The following is a 21,998-nucleotide window of genomic DNA, read 5'->3' as shown; positions in this document are numbered from 1 at the left end:
GACCCCGCCTCCCGGTCGGCCGCCGGGTGCCCGGGCGGCGGCGGCCGGGGCACCGGCCGTCCTGCGGCCCCTCCACGGGTACAACGCCCGGGGGCGCTCCGTTGTGCCTGGCCCGCCCTGGCGGGTGTGCTGGCGTTCGCGGCGCTGCTGGTGCTGGTGCGGGCGGGCTGGCCGCCGCTGGCCCGGCTGGACCGGGGCTGGGTGGCGCTGCTGCACCGCTATGCGCTGCGCCACCCGGTGTGGACAGCGGCCCTGCAGACGCTGGCCGACCTGGGCCCGACCTGGGTGATGCGGGCGCTGCTCGGGGCGGTCGCGGTGCGGCTGTGGGCGCTGGGCGCCCGGGTGCCGGCGGGCTGGACGGTGGCGGTGGCGCTGCTGGGCTGGGCCGCGGGCCGGGCGGGCGGGGCGCTGGTCGACCGCCCCCGGCCACACCTCGCCGATCCGGTGGCCGCCGGTTCCGGGGGGTCCTTCCCGTCCGGGCCCGCGCTGGCCTCGGCGGTCACCTGCGGGGCGCTGCTGGTGCTGGTGTGGCCGCGGGCGGAGCGGCCGGTGCGGGTGGCGGCGGGCGCCGTGGCGGGCCTGGTGGTGCTGGCGGCGGGCTGGACCGGGATCGCGCTGGGCGTGCACTGGCCGAGCGACGTGCTGGCGGGCTGGGCGGCGGCGGTCGCGGTGCTGGCCGGGTCGGCGCTGGCGGTCGAGCTGTGGCGGCCGGGCCGGTTCGGCCGGGACGTGCGGCTGCTGCACCGGCGGAACCGGCCCCGGGTGCAGCGGGTGCTGGCCGCGCCGCCGCCGGCGGAACCCGCCGCGGAGCGCGATCCGGGGCGTTCCTGACGGATCGTGAGCAACGTCACACCGTGTCGTCCGCCTCCTCCGCGCGGGGGAACCCCGCGGGCAGCATTCCGCGTGTTTCCGGGCGCAAACGGCGCTCCACGGCCGGTGCGGCAAGGCCCCCGGACACCGGTGCGACCGGCTCGAACAGCTCGCCGGTCGGCACCCGACTCCCCATCGGGTGCCGAAGTGGGGCAGACTTCTGCGGCTGGTGCACCCTGCAACCGGCAGGCGGAGTCCGGACCAGGGCCGAATCTCCCGCACTCACCCACGCAACGCCGGACGGGCACCGATCGACGGGGGGTCCGATGACCTTGCACACTGCGGACGGCCCCGGCGACCCGTACCGCCCGCAGGGCGGACCGTACGCGCAGGGCGCCGCGCACGCGCAGGGCGGACCGCACCGGCCGGACACCGCGTACCGCCAGGGCGAGCCGCAGCCGCCGCAGGGCGGTCCGCACCCGCAGGGCGACCCGTACTACCCGCCGCCGGACGGACCGTACCCGGGGCAGGACCAGCCGACCGTGCAGCTGGGCCGGATTCCCGCGCAGGCGTTCGAGCAGTACGGCCGGCCGCCCTTCCCACCGCAGGCTCCCGCGCCGCAGGCCCCCCCGCCGGGCGCCGAGCGGCCGGTGCCGGCGCCGCGGGCGGGCGAGGAGCCGGACGGGCCGGAGCCCGCGGCCAAGAAGCCCGCCTCCACCGGCCGCAACGGCCTGATCATGGCGCTGGGCTCGCTGGCCTCCCGGGCGCTGGGCTTCGTGCGCAGCGCGGTGATCGTGGCGGCGCTGACCAACGGCCCGGTCGGCGAGGCGTTCAACGTGGCGAACTCGCTGCCGAACATCGTCTACATGATGCTGATCGGCGGCGCGCTGGCCTCGGTGTTCGTGCCGGAGCTGGTGCACGCGATGCAGACCCACCGGGACGGCGGCCAGGCGTACACCGACCGGCTGCTCACCCTGTGCGGCGTGATCCTGGTGGTGCTGACGGTCGGCGCGTTCCTGTTCGCCCCGCAGATCGTCGACCTGTACTCGCAGTTCGACGGCGCCCAGCGCGAGTTGGCGATCGACTTCGCCCGGTACTGCCTGCCGCAGATCTTCTTCTACGGCGTGTTCACCTTGCTCGGGCAGGTGCTGAACGCCCGCGACCGGTTCGGCGCGATGATGTGGACGCCGGTGCTGAACAACGTCGTGGCGATCGGCGTGTTCGGCATCTACCTGGTGATCGGCCGGCACGCCTACCAGGTCGGCGACGTGACCTCCGGCGACACCCTGCTGCTCGGCCTCGGCTCGACCCTGGGCATCGTGGTGCAGGCCGCCGCGCTGCTGCCCTCGCTGCGCTCCTCCGGCTTCGGCTTCCGGCCGCGCTTCGACTGGCGCGGCGCGGGCCTGACCCGGCCGCTGCGCTCGGCGGGCTGGGCGCTGCTGCTGGTGGTGGCCACCCAGCTGTCCTTCGCGGTGATCACCAGCCTGGGCACCGGCGCGGGCAAGGCGGCGGCGGACGCGCACATCGTCGGCGGACGCGGCTACGCCGCCTACGCCAACGCGTACCAGCTGTTCGTCGTCCCGCAGGGCGTGATCACCATCTCGCTGGTGACGGCGCTGCTGCCGGGGATGTCGCGGGCCGCGACGGCGGGCGACTACCGGAAGATCGGCGAGGACCTGTCGGGGATGCTGCGCTCCTCGGCCGCGATGATCGTCACCGCCGCGGTGCTCTTCCTGGCACTGGCCCCGCAGATCGCGATGGCCGCGTACGGCTACGGCTCCGGGCCGACCGTGCACGCCGACGCGATGGTGGTGGCCTCGCTGCTGATGGCCTTCTCGATCGGCCTGCCCGCGTTCTGCGCCCAGTACGCGCTGGCCCGCGGCTTCTACGCGATGAGCGACGCGCGCACCCCGTTCTGGCTGACCCTGGTGACCACCGGCACCAACGCGCTGATGTGCTGGGTGGCGTACGAGACGCTGCCGCTGCGCTACAAGGTGGTCGGCATGGCGTTCGCGCACACCACGGCCGCGCTGGTCTCGGTGGCGGTGACCGGCATCGCGCTGGGCCGCCGGCTGTCCCGGGGCGCCGCCCCGGCGGCGGTGCCCGCGCAGGCCGGGCCGGGCCGGGGGCCGGACGCCACGATGGTGCTGCGCACCGACGCCTTCGCGCCGGGGGCGAACGCCACCGTGGACCTGGGCGTGCGGCGCGACGGGCGGCGCGGCAGCGGGCTGGAGGGCGGCCGGCTGGTGGTCCTGCACCTGGGGTTGCTGGTGGCCTGCGCGCCGGGCGCGCTGGCCGCGCACTGGCTGGCCGGGCGGTTCGGCGCGGGGCTGTTCGGCAGCCTGGCGGGCCTGGCCGCGGGCGCGTTGGCGGTGCTGCTCTCGCTGTTCGTGCTGGCCCGCCCGCTGGGCGTGGGCGCCTCGGTGGCCCCGTTTGCCCGCAAGCTGCGCATCCCGTACCCGACCCCGGCCCCGACCAGCGGCAAGCACCGGCGGTAGGCGGCGCGGCGGTGGGCGGCGGCGCCCGGGCCGGAGCTGAGCCCGGGCCGGGCCGGGCCGTCGACCGGCGCGACCGAAGCAGGGGCCGACAGTCGAAGCGGGGGCCGGAGCAGGCGGATCGGCGACCCGAGCGGGGGCCGGAGCAGGGGCGGCAGGTACCCGGAGCAGGGGCGGAGCGACCTTCACCGGATCTCCACCGGCGCCGCGCAACCTCCGACCGTCCGGGTGCGTATCGATCGGTGCTAGCGTCAGCGCTCGCCCCGGGGGTGCCTCGTCGTGCGTACCGGGTCCGTTTCCCCCCTGCACCGGCCGTCCCGCGGCCGGACTCGTCCGGAAGGCGCACTCCTGTTGACTGCCCACCAGGACCCATCGGCCGGTGGCGGGCGGCACCGCCGCTCGCACCGGTTGCGGATACCGCTGGCCCTGACGGCCGCCGCCGTCGTCTCGGCGACCGCGCTGTCCGTGTTCGCCTCGGCCGACGACCGGGCCGCCGCCGCGGCGCCCGGCGAGAAGCTGCGCGGCTCCTTCGCCGCGGCCGCCGGGGAGTTCCACGTCCCGCAGAGCGTGCTGCTGGCGCTGTCGTACCAGCAGAGCCGCTGGGAGCAGCACGGCGGCCAGCCGAGCACCACCGGCAACTACAACGTGATGGGCCTGACCGAGGTCGACCCGGCCGCGGTCGCCCGGGCGCTCGCCCAGGGCCCGGGGGCGGAGGTGGACGGGCGGGGCGACGGCACCGAGCCGGCCGCGAAGGCCGATCCGGTGCCGGTGGAGGACTCCCCCGCGCTGCACACGCTGGCGCGCGCCGCGAAGCTGATCGACCGTCCGGCGGGGCAGTTGAAGTCGGACCCGGCGCAGTCGATCCGCGGTGCGGCGGCGCTGCTGGTGAAGTACCAGAAGGACGCGGGGCGGCCGCTCTCCGGTGACCCCGCCGCCTGGTACGAGTCGGTGGCCCGGTTCAGCGAGGCGACCGACGACGCGAGCGGCCACGCCTTCGCGGACCGGGTGTACAACACCATCCGGCTCGGCGCGGCCCGGACCACCGCGGACGGCGAGCGGGTCGACCTGCCCGCCGACACCGGGGTGTCGCAGGGATCGGCGAGCACCGCGACCGCGCCGCGCAGCTCCTCCGACGGCCAGGGCTCGCTGCCCGCGCTGCCGGCGACCGCCCCCGCCCCCACCCGGGGCGCGGACAAGGCCGTCCGCGGCAAGGACGCGCCGAAGGCCGCCACCGGCACCGCCACCGCCACCGCCGCGGCCTCGCGCGGCTCGGCGCGACCGGCGCTGGCCCCGCTCTCCTCGAACCCCGAGCCGCACCCGATCGAGTGCCCGGCCGCGCTGAACTGCGACTTCCAGGAGGCGGCGTACGACCTGACGAACCCCGCCGACCCGACCTCGTACGGCAACTACACGATCGCGAACCGGCCCGCCGACGGCGACCGGGTCCAGTACATCGTGATCCACGACACCGAGGGCGGGTACGCCGGTTCGATCCGGACCTTCCAGGACCCGAAGTCCCAGTCCAGCGCGCACTACATCGTGCGGGCGAGCGACGGCCACGTCACCCAGTTGGTGAACGACAAGAACATCGCCTGGCAGGCCGGCAACAAGACGGTCAACATGCACAGCATCGGCGTCGAGCACGAGGGCTACGCGCTCCCGACCGGCAGCCAGCCCTGGTACTCGGAGCAGCTGTACCAGTCCTCGGCGACCCTGGTGCGCTACCTGGCGGAGAAGTACGGGGTGCCGCTGGACCGCGAGCACGTCATCGGCCACGACGACGTGCCGGGGCCGACCCAGGAGACCATCTCGGGCATGCACTGGGACCCGGGCACGTTCTGGGACTGGAACCACTACATGGACCTGCTCGGCGCGCCGGTGCGGGCCAACGGCGGCGGCGTGCTGCTGCCGGGCGGCAAGGTGACCATCGCCCCGGCCTTCGACGGCAGCAACACCCCGCCGGTGGACGGCGTCCCGGCCCGGCCGGAGAACTTCGTCTACCTGTACACCGGTCCGAACAGCGGCACCCTGGTCAACGGCGGCACCACCCAGGCCGCGGACGTCCGGGCCAAGGCGGTGGCCGGCACCAGCTTCGTGGTGGCCGACCAGCAGGGCGACTGGACGGCGATCTGGTACGGCGGTCAGAAGGCCTGGTTCGCCAACCCGGGCTTCACGGCGGGCGTGGCGGACGACCGGGCCGGCCAGGTGGTGCTGACCGCGAAGCCGGGGGCCGCCTCGATCCCGGTGTACGGGCGCACCTACCCGGAGCTGTCGGCGTACCCGGCGGAGATCAGCACCGCCAACCTGGCGCCGGTGGCGTACACCGCGACCGTCCCGGCCGGCCAGGGGTACCTGGCGGGCAGCCCGGTGGCGCTGGACAGCGACTTCTTCTACGCGCAGAACATCAACGGCGACGCGCCGAAGGACCGCACCCGGGTGGTCGGCACCGACACCTACTACCCGATCCGGTTCAACCACCGGCTGGCGTACCTGAAGTCCTCCGACGTCCAGGTGGTCGCCAACAACGCGCCCGCGCCCAGCGGTTACACCCCGGCGGGCCCGTACCGGCTGCTGGACACCCGGGACGGCACCGGCGCGGCGAAGGCCAAGGTCGGCCCGGCCCGGTCGATCACCCTGCAGGTCGCGGGGGCGGGCCTGGGCGGCGGCCGGAGCGTGCCGAACGACATCACCGCCGTGGTGCTGAACGTGACGGCCACCAACCCGACCGGCCCCAGCTACGTCGCGGTCTACCCCGACGGGCAGCCCCGCTCGTCCGCGTCGAACCTCAACTTCACCACCGGGCAGACCATCCCCAACCTGGTCGTCGTCCCGGTCGTCAACGGCAAGGTCGACCTGTACAACAACGACGGCACGGTCGACCTGATCGCCGACATCACCGGCTACTACTCGCCGTCGGGCACCTCGAAGCTGTCCACCGCCGGCCCGTACCGGCTGCTGGACACCCGGGACGGCACCGGCGCCCCGCAGGCCAAGGTCGGCGCGGGCCGGACGGTCACCCTGCAGGTCGCGGGGGCGGGCCTGGGCGGCGGCCGGAGCGTGCCGAACGACATCACCGCCGTGGTGCTGAACGTGACGGCCACCAACCCGACCAGCCCGAGCTACGTCGCGGTCTACCCGGACGGGCAGCAGCGCACGTCCGCGTCGAACCTCAACTTCACCCCGGGACAGACCGTCCCCAACCTGGTCGTCGTCCCGGTCGTGAACGGCAAGGTCGACCTGTACAACAACGACGGCACGGTCGACCTGATCGCCGACGTCTCCGGGTACTACACCCAGGGCGGCGGCGCGTCCTTCGTCAGCGCGGGCCCGGTCCGGCTGATGGACACCCGCTCCGGCCTGGGCGCCCCGCAGGCCAAGGTCGGCGCGGGCCGGACGGTCGCCCTGCAGGTCGCGGGCCGGGCCGGGGTGCCGTCGGACGCGAAGGCCGTGGTGCTGAACGTGACGGCGACCAACCCGACCAGCTCCAGCTACGTCGCGGTCTACCCGGACGGGCAGCAGCGCACGTCCGCGTCGAACCTCAACTTCACCCCGGGACAGACCATCCCCAACCTGGTCGTCGTCCCGGTGCTGAACGGCAAGGTCGACCTGTACAACAACGACGGCACGGTCGACCTGATCGCCGACATCACCGGCTACTACCGGTAGTCCGCCGGGCCCGTGCCGGCGGCCCCCGTCCCCTGCCGAGGGGGCGGGGGCCGCTGCCGTCACGCGGGGGCGTCCTCGGCGGCCTCCAGCCAGCCGAGGGCGGCGACCTGGATGCCGGCCTGGAAGCGGCTGCGGGCGTCCACCCGGACCATCAGGTCGGCCATCATCCGGCGGACGGTGCGCAGCGAGACGCCCAGGCGCTGGCCGGCGCGCTCGTCGGTGAGCCCGTCGGCGAGCAGCCGGAGCAGTTCGCGCTCCTGGCCGGTGAGGCCGTGCGGGTCGCGCTGGGGGCTCTTCTCGCCGAGCGGGCGGGCGTGCTCCCAGACCTGGTCGAACAGGGCGCGCAGGGCGGCGACCACGCCGGGGCTCTGGAGCAGGACGGCGCCCTTGCGGGGGTCGTCGGGGTCGATCGGGACGATGGCGGTGGCGTTGTCGACCACGATCATGCGCAGCGGCAGGGTGGGCGTGGTGCGGACGGCGCCGCCGAGGCCGTGCAGCCAGCGGGCGTACTGGACGGTGGCGGGGTCGTTGCGGACGCTGTCCTGGTAGACGGTGCGCATCCGGACGCCGCGCTCCAGGGTCTCCTGGTCGAGGGCGCGGCTGGCCTCCATGACGGGGGCGGGCTGCGGGCCGCCGGGGGCGAAGGAGAGCACCTCGGCGGTGGCGTCGGAGGCCAGTTGGATCAGCCGGTCGCGGACCTGGTCGAGGCTGGAGAGCATCTCGATGCCGCGCTGCCCGTCGGCGCCGGGGGCGTGGAGGCTGGCGTACTCGGCGATCAGTCCGGCCATCGCGGCCCGGCTGCGCTCGGCCTCGCGCTGGCGGCGGGCCTCCTCGGCCTCCTGGTGGGCGAGCAGGGCGGCCAGGCCGCGTTCGGGGTTGACGGCGCGCCAGCGGGTGCCGCAGCTGGTGGGGCGGGTGAGGGCGAGGTCGGCGAGCCGGTCGAGGGCGTGGCCGACCTCGGCCTCGGTGGAGTCGAGGTGGCCGGCCAGGCCGCCGGTGTCGAGGTCGGGGTGCAGCAGCATGGCGCGGTAGACCGCCTCGCCGAACGGGTCGAGCCCGATCGGGCCGCCGGCGGTCAAGATCCGTTCTTCCGCGTGCCCCGGCTCGAGTCCGTCCGCGTGGTTCTGCGCATGTCGACCTCCAGCGCGCCGTGGCGCGCCCCCCGGATTCCTGCTGACCGGGCGTCAGACTAGCGCTGACCGGTCACCGTCGAGAACTGGCTTGCGGAGATTCTGTCGTACAGGTGGGCGAGCCGTGAAGAGCGCCAGGCAACTGTCATATTCGTGCCAGGCGGGGATGTGACACCCGTCGTACCGCGCGGATCGGGGGCGGATTTGCCACGCTGGACGGATGTACGCGATCCGCCTGGAGTTGGACCCGCCGCCCGTGTCGGGTCGGTGCGCGGTGTCCGCCGGGGCCGGCCCGGTGCGGGCCGCGCTGCTGCGGCTGCCGCTGGACGGGGCCCGGGTGTGCCACGTCCGGGTGCTGGAGGTCGCGGACGGGCTGGCGGCGATGTGCTTCCTGACGGCGGCCTCGCTGCTGTCGGCGGAGTGGGCGCTGCGGGCGGGCGCGGCGGCGCTGGTGGGGCCGGACGGGCCGCTGGCGGGCTGGTCGGTGGCGCTCTGCGAGGCGGACCCGTGGATCGCGCTGGGCACGTGGCAGGACAGCGCCCGTAGCTGACGGTACATCAACAACCCGGTGGTGGAGCTGGCACCACAGTGTCACGGCACTGTGGTGACAGCTCCGACTACTGACACGGAGGTGCCACCGGGAGCACTCTCGTTGTTGTCGGCAGGACGACGGAGCGAGGAAGCGGGAGCAGCCCCCGGCGGGGGACGCGGATCGCACCGGCCACCTGACGACGGCTCACACCACACGCCCCGGTGGCAGCCCGGGGCATCAGCCGAACGCGAGAGGATCGGGCACTCCCATGTCGCTGAACATCCGAATTGTCACGATTGCGGTACTTGGTGCGCTGACGGTCGGCGGCGTCGCCACCGCCGCCGAACTGGCCGGCCCGGCTCGACCGGGTGCCGTCGTCACCGCCGACGGGGCGGTCGCCGGCGGTCCGCAGCAGCCCGCGGACGCGGGGGCCCAGAACGTCGTGATCGGCGGCGGCGTCTCGGACCCGAGCCCGGTCCCGTCCGGCAGCCCGACCCCGACCCCGTCCGGCAGCCCGAGCGGCCCGCAGCAGTCCGGGACCTGGGGCTGGGGCTGATCGGACCGGAGCGGACCGGAGAGGCACGCGGATGACGACCGCACTGGAACGCCCGCTGGTGCAGCGGGCCACGGCCCACCGCTTCCCGGTCCCCGGGATCGCGGCGGCGACGGACTCGACCGGAATCCTGCTGGCCGACGGGCACCACCTGTTCCGCTCCGGCCTGGGGGCCCTGCTGGACCGGGAGGAGGACCTCGCGGTGGTCGCCGAGGCGGCCGGCGGGGAGGAGGCGGTCGCGGCGGCGGCCCGGGTGCGGCCCGCGGTCGCGGTGCTGGGGCTGGACCCGGAGCAGCCGGACGGGCCGGCACTGGCCCGGCAGGTGCAGCAGGCGGCGCCGGGCGCGGCGGTGCTACTGCTGGTGCCGGCCCTGCCGCGGACGGCGGAGCTGCGGCGGGCCCTGGTGGAGGGCGCGGCCGGGGTCCTGCTGAAGGACGTGCAGGCCCCCGCGCTGATCGCGGCGGTGCGCGAACTGGCCCGCGGCGGCCGGGTGTACGACCCGCGGCTGGTGCTGGACGTGGTGCGCACCGGGCAGGCCGGGCCGCTGAGCCGCCGGGAACTGGCGGTGCTGGGCGAGATCGCCGCGGGCAGCACGGTGCGGGAGGCCGCCGCGGCACTGTCGCTCTCCCCGGGGACGGTGCGCAACTACGTCTCGGCGGCGATCGCCAAGACCCGGGCCCGCAACCGCTGCGACGCGATCCGGATCGCCCGCGAGTGCGGCTGGCTGTAGGCCGGCGGACCGCGGCCCGGCAGGCCGCGAGGACGGCAGGACACGGCAGGACACGGCAGGACAAGAACGCAGGCTCGCCGACGACCCGTCAGATTCCCGCTGACGGGTCGCAGGCGTGCCTGCGTCCGGGTGTCGCGCGCCAGGGCGTGGTGCGCCCGGGTGTCGCGCGCCAGGGCGTGGTGCGCCCGGGTGTCGCGCGCCAGGGCGTGGTGCGCCCGGGTGTCGCGCGCCAGGGCGTGGTGCGCCCGGGTGTCGCGCGCCAGGGCGTGGTGGGCCCGGGTGTCGCGCGCACGGCGCCGCGCGGCCGGGTGCAGTGCGGCGCGGCGGGTCGGTCAGAAGTTCTCGCCGAAGCCCTCCCCGGCGCGGGCGGCGGCCACCACGTCCGCGAAGCCGTGCGCGGTGCGCGGCACCCCGGCCGGGCGGCTGCCGATCAGGAACTCGCCGACCGAGGACTCCGCGGTCCAGTCCAGGCCGAGCGCCCGGGCGGCGGCGTCGGTGTCGCCGGAGCCGAGTCCGCACGGGGCCAGGCCCATCGCGGTGGCCACCAGGTAGAGGGTCTGGTAGAGCACGCCGACATGCTTGAGGGTCAGCGCGTAGGCGATCTGGCTGTACTTCCAGGACAGCCGGCCGAACCGGCTGGTGACGGTGAGCAGCACCTGCGGGTCGACGGTGCAGGCGGTGGCGCGCCAGGCGGCGGTGACGAGTTCGCCGAACGCGGCCTCCTCGCCGGGGTGCTGGAACGGGCGGGGGCGCAGCCGGTGGGCGGCGGCGTCGTAGCGGTAGACGCCGGACTCCAGGCCGACGCACTTGACCACCGAGAGGTAGACCTCCAGTTCGCCGGTGGCGCCGCCGGCCGGGTAGGGGCGCTCGACGCCGTCGTAGCCGTGCGGGTCGGCGGGGTCGCCGGGGATCACCCGGCGGACCCGGGCCACCCGGTAGAGCAGTTCGGCGAGCTGGTCGAGGGTGACCGGGGTGTCGGCGTAGGAGCGCACCGAGCGGCGGCCTTCGAGGACCTCGCTGAGCGCGGGGTCGCGGGCGACCACGGTGTCCCAGTCCGGGACGGGCAGGTCGATGCCCTCGCCCTCCTCGCGGGCGCCGGGGGTGGAGACCGCGGGCAGTTGCGGGACGTCCTGGTGGGCGAAGACGCCGCCGGTGGGGTAGTCGTGCCGGCCGGGGCGGCTGCGGGCGTGGAACAGCAGGTCGTGGAAGTCCCAGAGCGGGGCCTCGGAGCCCTGCCCGGCGTCCAGGAAGCCGCCGCCGGCCAGCAGTCCGGCCAGCGCCTCGCCCTCGCCGGGGGACATTCCGGCGAGCAGGGCGGCCTCCTCGGCGGTGCGGGAGGCGCTGAGCGCCGCCACGAAGGCCCCGGCGGCGGCCTGGTGGAGGGTGAGCCGGAACGGCGCCATCGGCGATTCGAGGACGCAGCTCTCGCCGTCCTGGCCCTGGCCGTCCGGCAGCCGGCGCAGGTAGGCGAACCGGGAGAGCACCAACCGGCCGGTGGGGCGGGCGAATCCGGGCAGGTCGGCGGAGCGGGCGATCGGCACGGCGGTGGCCAGCGGGGTGCCGAGCGGGTCGGCGACGGTGGTGGTGACCAGGTACGGGAAGCGTTCGAGCAGCTTCAGCAGCCGGACGTGGTCGAGCGCCAGCAGGTCGAGGTCGGCGTCGGAGCGGGTCAGGTCGAGCAGGGCGGCGACGGTGCGTTCGCCGAGCGCGTGGACGCGCTGGCGGCCCCAGGGGTGGGCGAGTTCGACGTCGGCGCCCTGGGCGGTGACCTCGACCTCGGGGCGCAGCCGGAGCAGGCGGCGCAGCGGGCGGTGGCCCCCGGTGGCGGGGGCGGGCGGCAGGTGTTCGATGACGGTCATGGGGACCTCCCCGGATGGGCGGGGCAGCCGGGCCCGGCTGCCCCGCGCGTCGGTCAGATGAAGATGGGGATCGGGTTGAGCTCGCTCTCCGGGGTCGGGGCGTCCAGCCAGCCGAGCCGGACCGGGACGTCGTAGAGCCGGCCGGGCGCGAACCTGGCCCAGAAGTGCCGCATGCCGGGGACGATCACCCGGGCGACGGGCAGCCCCACGTCGGGGCGGGTCTGGTCGGCGACCAGGAACTCCATGCCGCGGTCCTCGACGATCTTCTGGACGAGCGCCAGGTCGTCGGCCAGGTCGGCCCCGGCGAGCGGGAGCCAGCTGGCGGGGGTGGAGCGCGGGGCGTGCGGGTCGGGCAGCAGGTAGGGCTGGTTGGCGACGGTGGCGGTGGTCCACCAGGCCTTCTGCTCGGGGTCGGCGCCCGCGTAGCTGACCTTGCCGTGCTCGTCCCCGGCGACCGGGCCGAGGAACTGGTTCATCTCGGTCAGGGCGCGGGTGAGCGCGATGTGCGGGTCGAGGTGGGCGCCGAACGCGATCAGCACGTCCTCGTTGGTGCCCGAGCCGGGCCGGGCGTCGGTGCGCCGGGAGAACGCGCCCACCACCGGGATGCCGAAGTCGGCGGTCAGGTCGAGCGCCCAGACCTCCCGGCGCAGGCCGCGGTAGACCTCGCGGAGCTGGTCGACGTACGGGTCACCGAAGGAGTCCAGGTCGACGGCCGGGCGCTGGACCCGGTTGTACCACCACAGCGCGACCGCGTCCCGTTCGACGAGTTCCAGGAAGCCCTGGAGCACGGCGTCCTCGAAGGAGGTGCCGGCCGCGCAGCCGTTGGAGTCGCCCGCGGCGTAGAACCGGCCGCTGTGCCGGTAGCCGTAGTACATCGCCTGGGTGGGCAGCCAGCGGTGCCGCTGCTCGGTGAGCGACCAGGCCGGGGACCACTCGATCGGGTCGTCCGCGCGGAACGGGACGGGCACGACGTTGAACATCGACTGCTTGACGTTCCAGCGGTCGCGCTCGGCGTACTGCCGGTCGGAGTAGAGCAGGGTGCGGGCGGGGTGGATCGCGGCGTCGCCGAGTTCGGCGAAGGTCGCGGTGCGGCGGGCCTCGTCGCCCTGGAAGACGCCGGAGAAGCGCTCCATGGCCTCGCCGAGCGCGGAGGCCCGGGCCTGCACGTCGGTGCGGCCCTTGCCGCAGCTGACCGAGCGCAGGCCGGTGCGCAGCTGCTTGAGGTCGCCGCTCTGCCGGGACAGGTTCTGCCCGGAGACGTAGACCCGCAGGCCGGTGGGGGTGCGGGCGGCGGGGACCAGGGTGGTGACCACGCCGGTGATCGGGCTGAGCTGGGGGCGGTACTTCTCCAGCATGTCCTCGGGCGAGGCCGAGCGGTGGCCGCCGTCGGCGGTGAACGCCTTGGGGCGGGAATCGAAGGCGACGGGGGCGAGTTGGCGGCGCTCCATGATCGCGTCGTCGCCGCAGGACGGGCACTGCGGGCGGCGCACCAGGACGTGCTTCTCGCTCTCCAGCAGCACGGTGTCCAGGGTGGTGACGGCGGGCTGCGACGGTCGGGCGCCGGCCAGCCACTTGGCGGTCTCCAGGGCGGCGAGCTGGGTGCCGAGCGCCAGGGTGGCGGGCAGGTGGGCGCCGGCGGTGGAGATCGGCTGGTCCTGGCCGAGGCGGTGCTGGAGGTAGCTGAGCGACTGCCGGTTGGCGGACAGCCGGTGCGCCAGGCACTCCCAGCAGCCGGAGCCGCCGGTGCCCTCGGCGTTCTCGGCGTTCTCGGCGCCCTCGGTGTTCTCGGCGCCTTCGGTGCCCGGGGCGTCCGGGCTGAACACCGGGCCGACCCAGACGATCGAGCCGACCGGGCGGGCCAGCAGCCAGGGGCGGCCGTCGGCCAGGGCCCGCCGGTTGCGCTCGGCCAGGCCGGGGTGCAGGTAGTCCTCGGTGAGCGCGACGGTGAACGCGGCGTCCTGGTCGACGGTGACGCCGGCCGCGGCCAGCGCGGCCAGGAACGGCGCGGCGTCCAGCTCGCCGTACACCTCGACCCGGACGGTGGCGCCGCGCAGCGCGGCCATCGCGGTGTCGCCGTCCTGCCCGGCCATCTCGAAGAAGGCCGCGCCGGGGCGGTCGGTGGCCGGGTCGGCGGCGGTGACCCAGCCGCCGGCCCGGAGCTTGTCGACGCCCGCGCGCAGCTTGTCGGCGGGGACGACGCCGTCCAGGGCGGCGCCGATCTGCTCGGCGGTGCGGGTGCCGTCCAGCAGCGGGGCGAGGGCCTGGGCGAGCCTGCCGTCGACCACCGAGACGCCGCGCTCGGAGACCAGGTAGACGGCCTCGCCGTCGACCACGTACGGGGTGAAGTGGCGTTTGAAGCCGATGAGTTCGGACATGGCGGGTACTCCTCGAAGCGGCGCGCGGTCAGCGCAGGGTGGCGAGCGGGGCGGCGGAGGCGTCGTGCAGGCGCAGCAGCAGCAGGCCGACGGCGACGGTGCCGTCCAGCGCGCCGAGGTTGACGGCGTCGTGCGCGGCCCGGTCCGGGAACCAGGTGCCGTGCAGGCGGTGGCGGGTGAGCAGTTCGCGGACCATCAGGGCGGCGGCCTCGCGGCCGTCGTAGAACGGGCCGGGCAGCAGCGCCTCCACGTCCTCGGGCAGGGTGTGGACCAGGCCCGCCTCGGCGGCGGTGAGCGCCTCGGTGGCGGCGGAGAGCAGGGCGCGGCCGGTGAGGGCGGCGAGTTCGGGGCCGGTGACGGGCGGGGTGAGCGCGCCCAGGTCGGCCTGGTCGACGGCGTCGGCGCCGAGCGAGACGGCGGTGTCCAGGCAGGCGAGGCGCCCGGAGCGGGTGCCGGTGGCGAAGCGGTGCGCGTGCAGCCGGGTCCGCAGGTCCTCGGGGTCGGTGAGCAGCGCGGGGGCTTCGGCGAGGGTGCGGGCGAGCGCGGCGGCGATCGAGTCGGCGCCGCCGGGGACGAGCTCCAGGAAGTCGAACGGGGTGTGCTCGTCGGCGAGCCGGTCGAGCGCGCCGGCGGCCAGCTCCCGGATGCCCTGGTCGGTGTCGGGGTGGCTGCCGCCCGCGCGGCGCAGGCGCAGCAGGTTGAGCAGCAGGCCCGCGCTGCCGAGCGGCACGTCGGCGTGCGGGACCCGGCTCGGGCGGCCGGGCCGGTTGGAGGCGGACTCGGCGACCGACAGCGCGCCGGGCACCAGGGCCTGGGCGGCGGTGAGGAAGTCGGCCTCGCCGAGCAGCAGCCCGCCCCGGGCCAGGCCGTGGATGATCGCGCCGGGGCCGAAGAAGCCGCCGGGGACGGGCGCGCCGGAGGCCAGCCGGGAGTCGCCGGCGAACGCGAAGGCCATCGGCTCCTTCGGGTCGATCAGCGCGGTGGCCTCGGCGAGCAGGCCGTGCGCGGCCCGGTGGAAGCGCGGTTCGCCGGTGGCGGACCAGAGTTCGGCGAGCAGCAGGGCGATGCCGAGGGTGCCGGAGGTCAGGTCGGGGCCGAGCGCCTCGACCTGGCGCAGGCCGGTGCCCGGGTACCAGCTCTGGCCGAGCCAGCCGGTGGGGCGCCGGTCGGCGAGGATGCGGTCGCCGAGTGCCGTGGCGGCGGACAGCAGTTCGCCGGGGCTGGGCGGCTGGGCCGCGCGCAGCGGTCGGGCGGGTGCCGCCGGGGGCCGCTCGGTGCCGGCCCGGGCGGCGTCCGCGCAGCCGGAGAGCACCGCGACGTGGCCCTCCAGGTCGAAGCCGTCGAGTTCGGCGACCCGCAGCTGGAGGCGCTGCCAGCCGGTGGACTGGAAGTGGCCGGGGATCTCCCGGCCGTCGGCGGTGAACACCGAGGAGGAGGTGGTCAGCGAGCGGAAGAACGGGATGTCGAAGGAGCGGAAGGAGTCGAGTTCGGCGAGCACCACCTCCAGCAGGTCGCCGCGGGCCGCGTCGCCCGCGCGGGCGGTGACGGCGCCGCGCAGCGCCCCGGCGATGACGGTCTCCCGGGTCGCGCCGTCGTCCAGCGCGAACGGGCTGGTGGAGGCCCGCAGGATCTTGTAGCCGTCCCAGGTGTGGCGCCAGATGTAGCGCACCCAGATGCCCCGGAACCCGCTCAGCGGCCCTTCGGGGTCGGCGAGTTCGCCGCGCAGCCGGTGCAGGGCGGCGTGCATCTCGCGGTAGCCGTCGACCACCTCGTCGGTGTACTGCCACGGGTCGGCGGGCTGCCCGTCGTGCACCGGGCGGTAGGCGGGCAGCGGCAGGGCGGGCACGCCGGGGGCGCTCTCCAGGCTGCCGACCCGGGACAGGCAGCCGATGTCGAGGGCGTCGGTGCGTCCGGCCGGGGTCCACGCCTGGAAGGCCATCGCGGTGCGCACCACGGTGGTCTCCAGCTCGTCCAGCAGGCCGTGCTGTCCGGCGGTCAGCACCGGCGGGGCCTGGACGCGCGGGTAGAGCAGGCACTCCAGGTCGATCAGGACGGGGTGCTCGCCGTCGGCGAGCAGGTTGTCCGCCCACAGGTCGCGGCCCTCCAGCAGCTGCACCAGCCGGATGGTCATGCCCAGGCGGCGGTAGAACCGGGCGAAGCCCGCGCGGTCGGCGCAGGGGCGGGACGGGACCAGCTCCTCCCAGCCGTAGTCGCCGGAGCAGTCGGTGCTGAGCGAGGCGCCGTGGCCGTCGTCGCCCCGGTCGGAGCGGAGCAGCACGGTGCGCAGCGGCAGGTCGAGGGAGAGCTCCCGGTTGAGCCGTTCGACCAGGCCGAGGAAGGCGGTCGCGTGCCGCATGTCCTTGGGCTTGTAGACCACGCCCGCGCCGCTCTCGAAGCGCAGCAGCGCCACCGAGCGGCCCTGGGCGTGCCGGTCGCCGGCGTCGCCGTGCACGGAGTCCAGCGCGCCCGGGTCGGTGCCGCCCCACATCTCGGCCACCAGGCCGGCCCGGTCGGCGGCGAGCCGGGCGAACATCTCGGTGTACATCTCCTGCCACTGCCGGCAGACCGTGCCGATCAGGTAGGCCAGCGCGGGCAGCCGCTCCAGCCGGGCCAGCCAGCCCGCCACGGAGGCGTCCGGGCCGCCCTCGGCGTCCCAGCTGGTGGCGCGGGGGCGGCCGGTGGCGAGCTGGAACTCCTGGCAGAGCGTCAGGTTGGCGGCCTCGACCAGCCGTCCGGTCAGGGTGCCGACCACGTCGGCGCGGCCCTTCGCGGTGACCGGGACGCCCAGCACGGAGCCGTCCCCGGCGGGCAGCAAGGCGTCGGCGGCGGTACGGAAGCCGGCCGCGACCGCGCCCGGGCCGGTGGCGGGCGCCTCGCTCTGGGCGCGCAGGAACACCGCCAGCGCGTGGGCCCAGGAGGGCAGCGCGGCCGGGTCGGTCAGCCGGACCCGGCGCAGGCCCTCGCCGAGCGGACGGCCGGTCTCGGCGAGGTGGTCGAGCAGCACCCCGGCGGAGCGCTGGTCGCCCGCCGCCCGGCGCAGCCAGGTCTCGACGGCGGCGGCGCGGCTGCGCCGGTCCTCGGCCGGATCGGGGGTGAACAGGGCCTGCCCGTCGTCGCGGGCGGCGGCGCGTTCCTCGAAACTCGCCGCGGCGGCGATCACGGCGTGCAGCCGTTCGTCGGCGCCGGGCAGGCCGGGCAGCAGGGCGGCGGTCGGGGCCGCGTGGCCCGGGGTCCCGGGGGTGCGGAGCCAGGTCTGAACGTCGAGCGACATCTCACATCTCCTGGAAGCGGGCGAGGCGGGTGAACAGGGGGTCGGTGCCGAGCAGTTCGCGGTAGGTGCCCTCGGCGGACACCCGGCCCCCGTCCAGCACGTAGATCCGGTCGGCGGTGCGGATGGTGCTCAGTCGGTGGGCGATCACCAGGCGGGTGCGGTCGAGTCCGGCGACGGCCTCGGCGACCCGCTGCTGGGTGGCGTTGTCGAGTGCGGAGGTGGCCTCGTCGAGCAGCAGCACGGCCGGGTCGCGGACCAGGGCGCGGGCCAGCAGCAGGCGCTGCACCTGGCCGCCGGAGAAGCCCTGGGCGTCCTCGCCGACCCGGGTGCCCAGGCCCATCGGCAGGGCGCGCAACTCGTCGGCGATCCCGGCGAGTTCGGCGGCGTGCCAGATCCGGTCCTCGGCGACGTCGGGGTCGGCGCCGGCCAGGTTCTCCAGCAGCGAGCCGCGCAGCATCCGGCCGTGCTGGAGCACCGAGCCGAGCTGGCGGCGCACCAACCGGGCGTCCAGCGAGGCCAGTTCGCGGCCGTCGTAGCGGACCGCGCCGGCCTCGGGCCGCTCGAAGCCGAGCAGCAGCCGGATCAGGGTGGACTTCCCGGCGCCGGACGGGCCGACCACGGCGACGAACTCGCCGGGCTCGGCGCGCAGCGACACCCCGTCCAGGGCGGGCAGCGCGCTGCCCGGGTAGCGGAACACCACCTGTTCGAGGCGAGTTGACCCTTCAGGCGGCCGGGGTCGGTGAGCTGTCCGGCCCGCTCGGCGGCGTTCACGGCCGGTTCGGCGAGGATCGGGCGCAGCCGCTCCAGCACCGGGGCGACGCCGTACGCGCCGACCGCGGCGTGGGTGACCTGGCCGAGCGCCAGGGCGACCTGTCCGGCCGCCACCCCGGCGGCCATCAGGTGCCCGGCCTCGGCGGCCGGGCCGAAGGTCGCCCCGGCCAGCAGGACGGCCAGCAGCAGCGGCTGGAGCGCGGTGGTCAGCGCGCTCGACAGGGCCTCGCTGCGCATCGCGGCGGCGTCGGCCCGCTTCTGCCCGGCGAACGGGGCGGCCCAGCGGGCGAACGCCTGGATCTCCCGGCCGGCGGTCTGGATCTTGTCGATGCCCAGCAGCAGCCCGTACAGCACCCCTTGGAGCTGCCCGTGCGCCGCGTACACCCGGGACTCGTACTCCTGGCGGCGACGGCCGAGCAGCAGCAGCGCGGCCGTCACCGCCAGCACGGCGAGCAGCAGCAGCCCGCCGAGCCGCCAGTCCACCAGCAGCAGGACCGTCAGCCCGGTGACGGCGAACACCGCACCGAGTACGGCGCCCACCAGCACCTCCGAGAGGGCCTGGCGGGCCTGCGCCACCGCGTTCGCCCGGTGCACCAGGTCACCCGTGGTGTAGTCGCGGAAGAACCTGGCGTCCTGGGCCAGCAGCCGGTCCCAGACGGCGGGTTCGAGCGCGTGCTGCACCCGGCTGGTGAGCCGGACGGCGGCGGTGTTGCGGACCAGCGTGAGCAGCCAGGACGCCACCACCGCGGAGCCCAGCAGCACGGCCAGCCAGCGCACCGGGTGCCGTTCGGCCAGCAGCAGGCCGGGCAGCAGCACTCCGGTGGACAGCGGGACGAGCAGGCCGAGCAGCGCCGACACCAGACCGGCCAGGCTCAGCACTCCCAGGTCCCGGCGGGCACCGGGCACGGCGAGGGCGAAGCGCAGCAGGTCGGCCGGGGACGGGCACCCCGGCGGCAGCGGCGGGTACAGCAGTAGCGCCTGGCGGCTCAACTCCGCACGGGTGGCAGCCCGTTCGGAGCCCGGGTCGTGGCGGCGGTGCCGTCCGGCCCGGGGTATCAGGGCGATCGGCCGGCCGTCCTCGGCGGCGAACGCCACCATCGGCCCGGCCGTGCCGGTCTCGTCCCCGTCGGCGAGGGTGACCGGGCGCCAGCGCACCCCGGCCCGGCGCAGCAGCGCCGTGACCGGGTCGGCGGCGTCCCGCACCGCGGCGGGGATCTCCTTCGGCACCGGCACTCCCAGCGCCCGCAGCACCTCCCGCGCCCGGTCCGCGCGGTGGCGCGGCGCTGTCGGCGGGGTGCCGCCGTGGCGCGGGGAGGTGTGCGGACGGGTGACGGTGCCGAACTCGGCCAACGCGTCCGCGAGTGCGGTCCGGTTGGCGGCCGCGGTGGCGTCGGCCCGGGTCGCCGGGTCGCGCTCCTCGTCCTCCGCGGCGGTCTGCGGTCCGCCCCGACGGGCGGCGGTCGTGGTGCTCATGCCTGCTCCTCCGTCCGAACGGTGCGGTTCTCGGTGGTGGTCGTGGGGCCGTGGTGGCCGTCGTGGCCGTGGTGGCCGTGATGGCGGCCGTGGTCGTGGTCGTGGTGGCCGTGGTGCCGGTGGCGGCGGCGGGGGTCTTCCGCTCGACGTCGCGCAGCAGCTCCCGGTAGGGGCCGTCCTGTTCGGCGAGCTCGGCGGGCGGGCCCTGCTGGACGATCCGGCCGGCCTCGATCACCACCACCCGGTCCGCGGCCTGGATGGTGCTCAGGCGGTGGGCCAGCACCAGGCAGCTGACGCCGCGGCGGCGCAGGTGCTCGTTGACGGCGGCCTCGGTGTGGGCGTCCAGGGCGCTGGTGGCCTCGTCGAGCACCACCAGGACCGGGTCGAGGGCCAGGGCCCGGGCGATCTCCAGGCGCTGGCGCTCGCCGCCGGACCAGTTCCGGGCGTCCTCGTCGATCCGGGCGTCCAACCCGCCCCGGCGGCGCACCAGTTCGGTGGCCTCGGCGTCGGCGAGCGCCCGGTGCAGGGCGTCCTCGCCGGTCGACGGGTCCCAGAGCGTCAGGTTCTCCCGGACGGTGCCCTCGAAGAGCCGCAACTGCTGCTCCACGTAGGCGACCTGGGCGGTGACGGTGCCCCGGTGCCAGTCGTCGCGGGGCCGCCCGTCGAGCAGCACCTCGCCCTTCCAGGGGCGCAGCACGCCCGCCGCGAGCCGGGCCAACGTGGACTTGCCGCTGCCGCTGCCGCCGACCACCGCGACCCACTCGCCGGGGGCGATCCGCAGCGAGATCCCGGCGAGGGCCGGGGGCCGGTTCGGGTCGTAGCCGAACTCCAGCCCGCGCAGCTCCAGTTCGCCGCGCAGCCGGACCGGCTCGGCCGGGGCGTCGAGCACCGGGACGAGGTACGGGTCGACCTCGCTGGTCTCGATGTCCTCCAGCAGCGCGTTCTGCGCCCGGGCGACGGTGAACTCGGCTCCGGTGCCCACGAGTTGCGAGACCGGCAGGAGGAAGCCGTTGAGCAGCAGCAGGAAGGCCAGCAGGGTGCCGAAGGAGAGCGAACCGGCCAGCAGCAGCACCGTCCCGGCGACCACCGCGGCGGCCGCGGCGGCCGAGTTGAGCGCGCCGGGCAGCGAGAGCGGCACCAGGACGCTCTCGGCGACCCGCTGCCCGGTGTGCGCGGCCCGGGCCTGCCAGCCGGCCCAGGAGCGGAACAGCGCGTCCTCCGCGCCCTCCGCCTTGACCGTCTCGATCGCCGACACCCCCGCGAACGCGACACCGTCCCGCTTGTGGCCCTCCGCGTGCAGCCGGTGGATCGTGCCGCCGCGCCGCCGGTCCGCGGAGCGCAGCGCGAGCGCGTCCAGCACCGCGACCGCCACCGGGATGGCGGCGAGCTTCGGCGCCAGCCAGAGCAGCGCGGTCAGGTGCACGGTGGCGGCGGCCAGCGAGGAGGCCGCGCCGGCCACCCGGTAGGACAGCAGGTTGGCCAGGCCGTCGTTGAGCTGCACCCGGGTGACCAGGCCGCCGAGCTGGCGGCGGTGGAAGAACGCGCCGGGCAGCCGCAGCATCCGCCACAGGAAGGACGCCGAGGAGCGGGCGGCCATCGCCTCCAGCACCCGGTTGACCATCGCGGAGCGCAGCCAGTTCCCGGCCAGCACCAGCCCGGCGACCACCAGGCCGGCCAGCGTCAGCGGCAGCGCCCAGCCGCTCGCGCCGCCGTTGACCACGGTCGCCAGGTAGGTGCGCAGCAGGAACGCGGAGGCCACGCCGGGCACCGTCATCAGCATGCCGACCAGCACCGCGACCAGCATCGGCCACGCGTACGGCCGCATCCGGGCGGTCAGCGAGCGCAGCAGCGGGAAGCGGCGCCCGCCGCGTTCGAAGTCGGGGCCGGGCTCGAAGCCCACCGCGATGCCCGCGAAGGAGTCCCAGAACTCCGCCGGGGTCGCCGAGTAGGAGCCCAGCGAGGGGTCGTTGACGTGCACCCGGCCGCGCCTGACGCCCTCGAAGACCGCGAAGTGCGGGCCGGTGACCAGCACCATCGACGGCACCGGCACCGCGCCGAGCCCCTCCAGCCGGTCGTCCTCCCGCCGCACCACCCGACGCCCCCGGGCCAGCAGCCCGTACCGCCCGGCGGCCCGCGCGACGGCCGCCGCGCTCACCCCGTCCCGGCTGACCCCGCAGGCCCGGGACGCCTCGTTCAGCGTCACCCGCCGCCCGAACGCCCCGAGCACGACGGCGAGGCAGGCCGCCCCGCAGTCCTGCTCCTCCATCTGCGGCACGACGGGCGTGCGGAGGTAGGTGCGCTGCTTGGTCCTGGGCTTGGCCTTGCTCTTCTCA

The 21,998-nt window shown here is 75.9% G+C and carries 12 protein-coding genes and 1 pseudogene; 6 read left to right on the top strand and 7 right to left on the bottom strand.

Features of this window, described 5'->3' with window-relative positions; all coding sequences use genetic code 11:
• The first annotated feature begins 126 nt into the window (after positions 1-126).
• The 3 genes from QMQ26_RS21110 (at position 127) to QMQ26_RS21100 (ending at position 6,971) form a co-directional block, all read left to right on the top strand.
• Positions 127-831, top strand: coding sequence for a phosphatase PAP2 family protein (locus QMQ26_RS21110; RefSeq protein WP_282202334.1), 705 nt, complete (start codon positions 127-129; stop codon positions 829-831).
• Positions 832-1,136: 305 nt separating this feature from the next.
• The gene (gene murJ / locus QMQ26_RS21105) at positions 1,137-3,308 is read left to right on the top strand and encodes a murein biosynthesis integral membrane protein MurJ (protein WP_282202333.1); all 2,172 of its coding nucleotides are present in this window, start codon (positions 1,137-1,139) and stop codon (positions 3,306-3,308) included.
• A 348-nt stretch (positions 3,309-3,656) separates the two neighbouring features.
• Positions 3,657-6,971 carry an N-acetylmuramoyl-L-alanine amidase gene (locus QMQ26_RS21100; protein WP_282202332.1) on the top strand — a complete coding sequence of 1,105 codons (3,315 nt, stop codon included), beginning with the start codon at positions 3,657-3,659 and terminating at the stop codon, positions 6,969-6,971.
• Between the two features lie 59 nt (positions 6,972-7,030).
• On the opposite strand, the gene QMQ26_RS21095 is transcribed toward QMQ26_RS21100, so the two are convergent.
• The gene (locus QMQ26_RS21095; RefSeq protein ID WP_318551997.1) at positions 7,031-8,050 is read right to left on the bottom strand and encodes a LuxR C-terminal-related transcriptional regulator; all 1,020 of its coding nucleotides are present in this window, start codon (positions 8,048-8,050) and stop codon (positions 7,031-7,033) included.
• 271 nt (positions 8,051-8,321) lie between these two features.
• Between QMQ26_RS21095 and QMQ26_RS21090 the strand changes: the two genes are divergently transcribed.
• From QMQ26_RS21090 to QMQ26_RS21080, 3 genes are all read left to right on the top strand, one after another.
• Positions 8,322-8,651, top strand: coding sequence for a hypothetical protein (locus QMQ26_RS21090; protein ID WP_100836672.1), 330 nt, complete (start codon positions 8,322-8,324; stop codon positions 8,649-8,651).
• 250 nt (positions 8,652-8,901) lie between these two features.
• Positions 8,902-9,189, top strand: a complete 288-nt coding sequence (locus QMQ26_RS21085) for a hypothetical protein (RefSeq protein ID WP_282202331.1) — start codon at positions 8,902-8,904, stop codon at positions 9,187-9,189.
• Positions 9,190-9,220: 31 nt separating this feature from the next.
• Entirely contained in the window at positions 9,221-9,916 is a 696-nt protein-coding gene (locus tag QMQ26_RS21080) for a response regulator transcription factor (RefSeq protein WP_100836674.1), read from the top strand.
• Positions 9,917-10,248: 332 nt separating this feature from the next.
• Here the strand turns inward: QMQ26_RS21080 and QMQ26_RS21075 are convergent, their stop codons facing one another.
• The 6 genes and pseudogenes from QMQ26_RS21075 to QMQ26_RS21050 form a co-directional block, all read right to left on the bottom strand.
• Entirely contained in the window at positions 10,249-11,775 is a 1,527-nt protein-coding gene (locus QMQ26_RS21075; protein ID WP_282202330.1) for a SagB family peptide dehydrogenase, read from the bottom strand.
• Positions 11,776-11,828: 53 nt separating this feature from the next.
• Complete coding sequence (locus QMQ26_RS21070; protein WP_282202329.1) at positions 11,829-14,150, bottom strand: TOMM precursor leader peptide-binding protein; 2,322 nt, start codon at positions 14,148-14,150, stop codon at positions 11,829-11,831.
• 28 nt (positions 14,151-14,178) lie between these two features.
• Positions 14,179-17,421: a DUF4135 domain-containing protein gene (locus QMQ26_RS21065; protein WP_282202328.1), complete on the bottom strand. Its 3,243-nt coding sequence runs from the start codon at positions 17,419-17,421 to the stop codon at positions 14,179-14,181.
• A 1-nt stretch (position 17,422) separates the two neighbouring features.
• Positions 17,423-18,121, bottom strand: coding sequence for an ATP-binding cassette domain-containing protein (locus QMQ26_RS21060; protein WP_282202327.1), 699 nt, complete (start codon positions 18,119-18,121; stop codon positions 17,423-17,425).
• Entirely contained in the window at positions 18,004-19,050 is a 1,047-nt protein-coding gene (locus QMQ26_RS21055; protein WP_282202326.1) for an ABC transporter transmembrane domain-containing protein, read from the bottom strand. Before QMQ26_RS21055 ends, QMQ26_RS21060 begins: the two co-directional genes overlap by 118 nt.
• Before the next feature lie 1,024 nt (positions 19,051-20,074).
• A pseudogene (locus QMQ26_RS21050) lies at positions 20,075-21,931 on the bottom strand (ATP-binding cassette domain-containing protein); the annotation flags it as partial.
• Positions 21,932-21,998: the final 67 nt, after the last annotated feature.

The sequence above is a fragment of the Kitasatospora fiedleri genome (assembly GCF_948472415.1).
GTDB classification, from domain to species: Bacteria; Actinomycetota; Actinomycetes; order Streptomycetales; family Streptomycetaceae; genus Kitasatospora; species Kitasatospora fiedleri.
This window is presented reverse-complemented; position numbering and strand designations above follow the sequence as displayed.

Coding starts and splice junctions, on each gene's coding strand:
- murJ (WP_282202333.1), top strand. CDS start 1,137: ATGACCTTGCACACTGCGGACGGCCCCGGCGACCCGTACCGCCCGCAG.
- QMQ26_RS21065 (WP_282202328.1), bottom strand. CDS start 17,421: ATGTCGCTCGACGTTCAGACCTGGCTCCGCACCCCCGGGACCCCGGGC.
- QMQ26_RS21070 (WP_282202329.1), bottom strand. CDS start 14,150: ATGTCCGAACTCATCGGCTTCAAACGCCACTTCACCCCGTACGTGGTC.
- QMQ26_RS21075 (WP_282202330.1), bottom strand. CDS start 11,775: ATGACCGTCATCGAACACCTGCCGCCCGCCCCCGCCACCGGGGGCCAC.
- QMQ26_RS21085 (WP_282202331.1), top strand. CDS start 8,902: ATGTCGCTGAACATCCGAATTGTCACGATTGCGGTACTTGGTGCGCTG.
- QMQ26_RS21090 (WP_100836672.1), top strand. CDS start 8,322: ATGTACGCGATCCGCCTGGAGTTGGACCCGCCGCCCGTGTCGGGTCGG.
- QMQ26_RS21080 (WP_100836674.1), top strand. CDS start 9,221: ATGACGACCGCACTGGAACGCCCGCTGGTGCAGCGGGCCACGGCCCAC.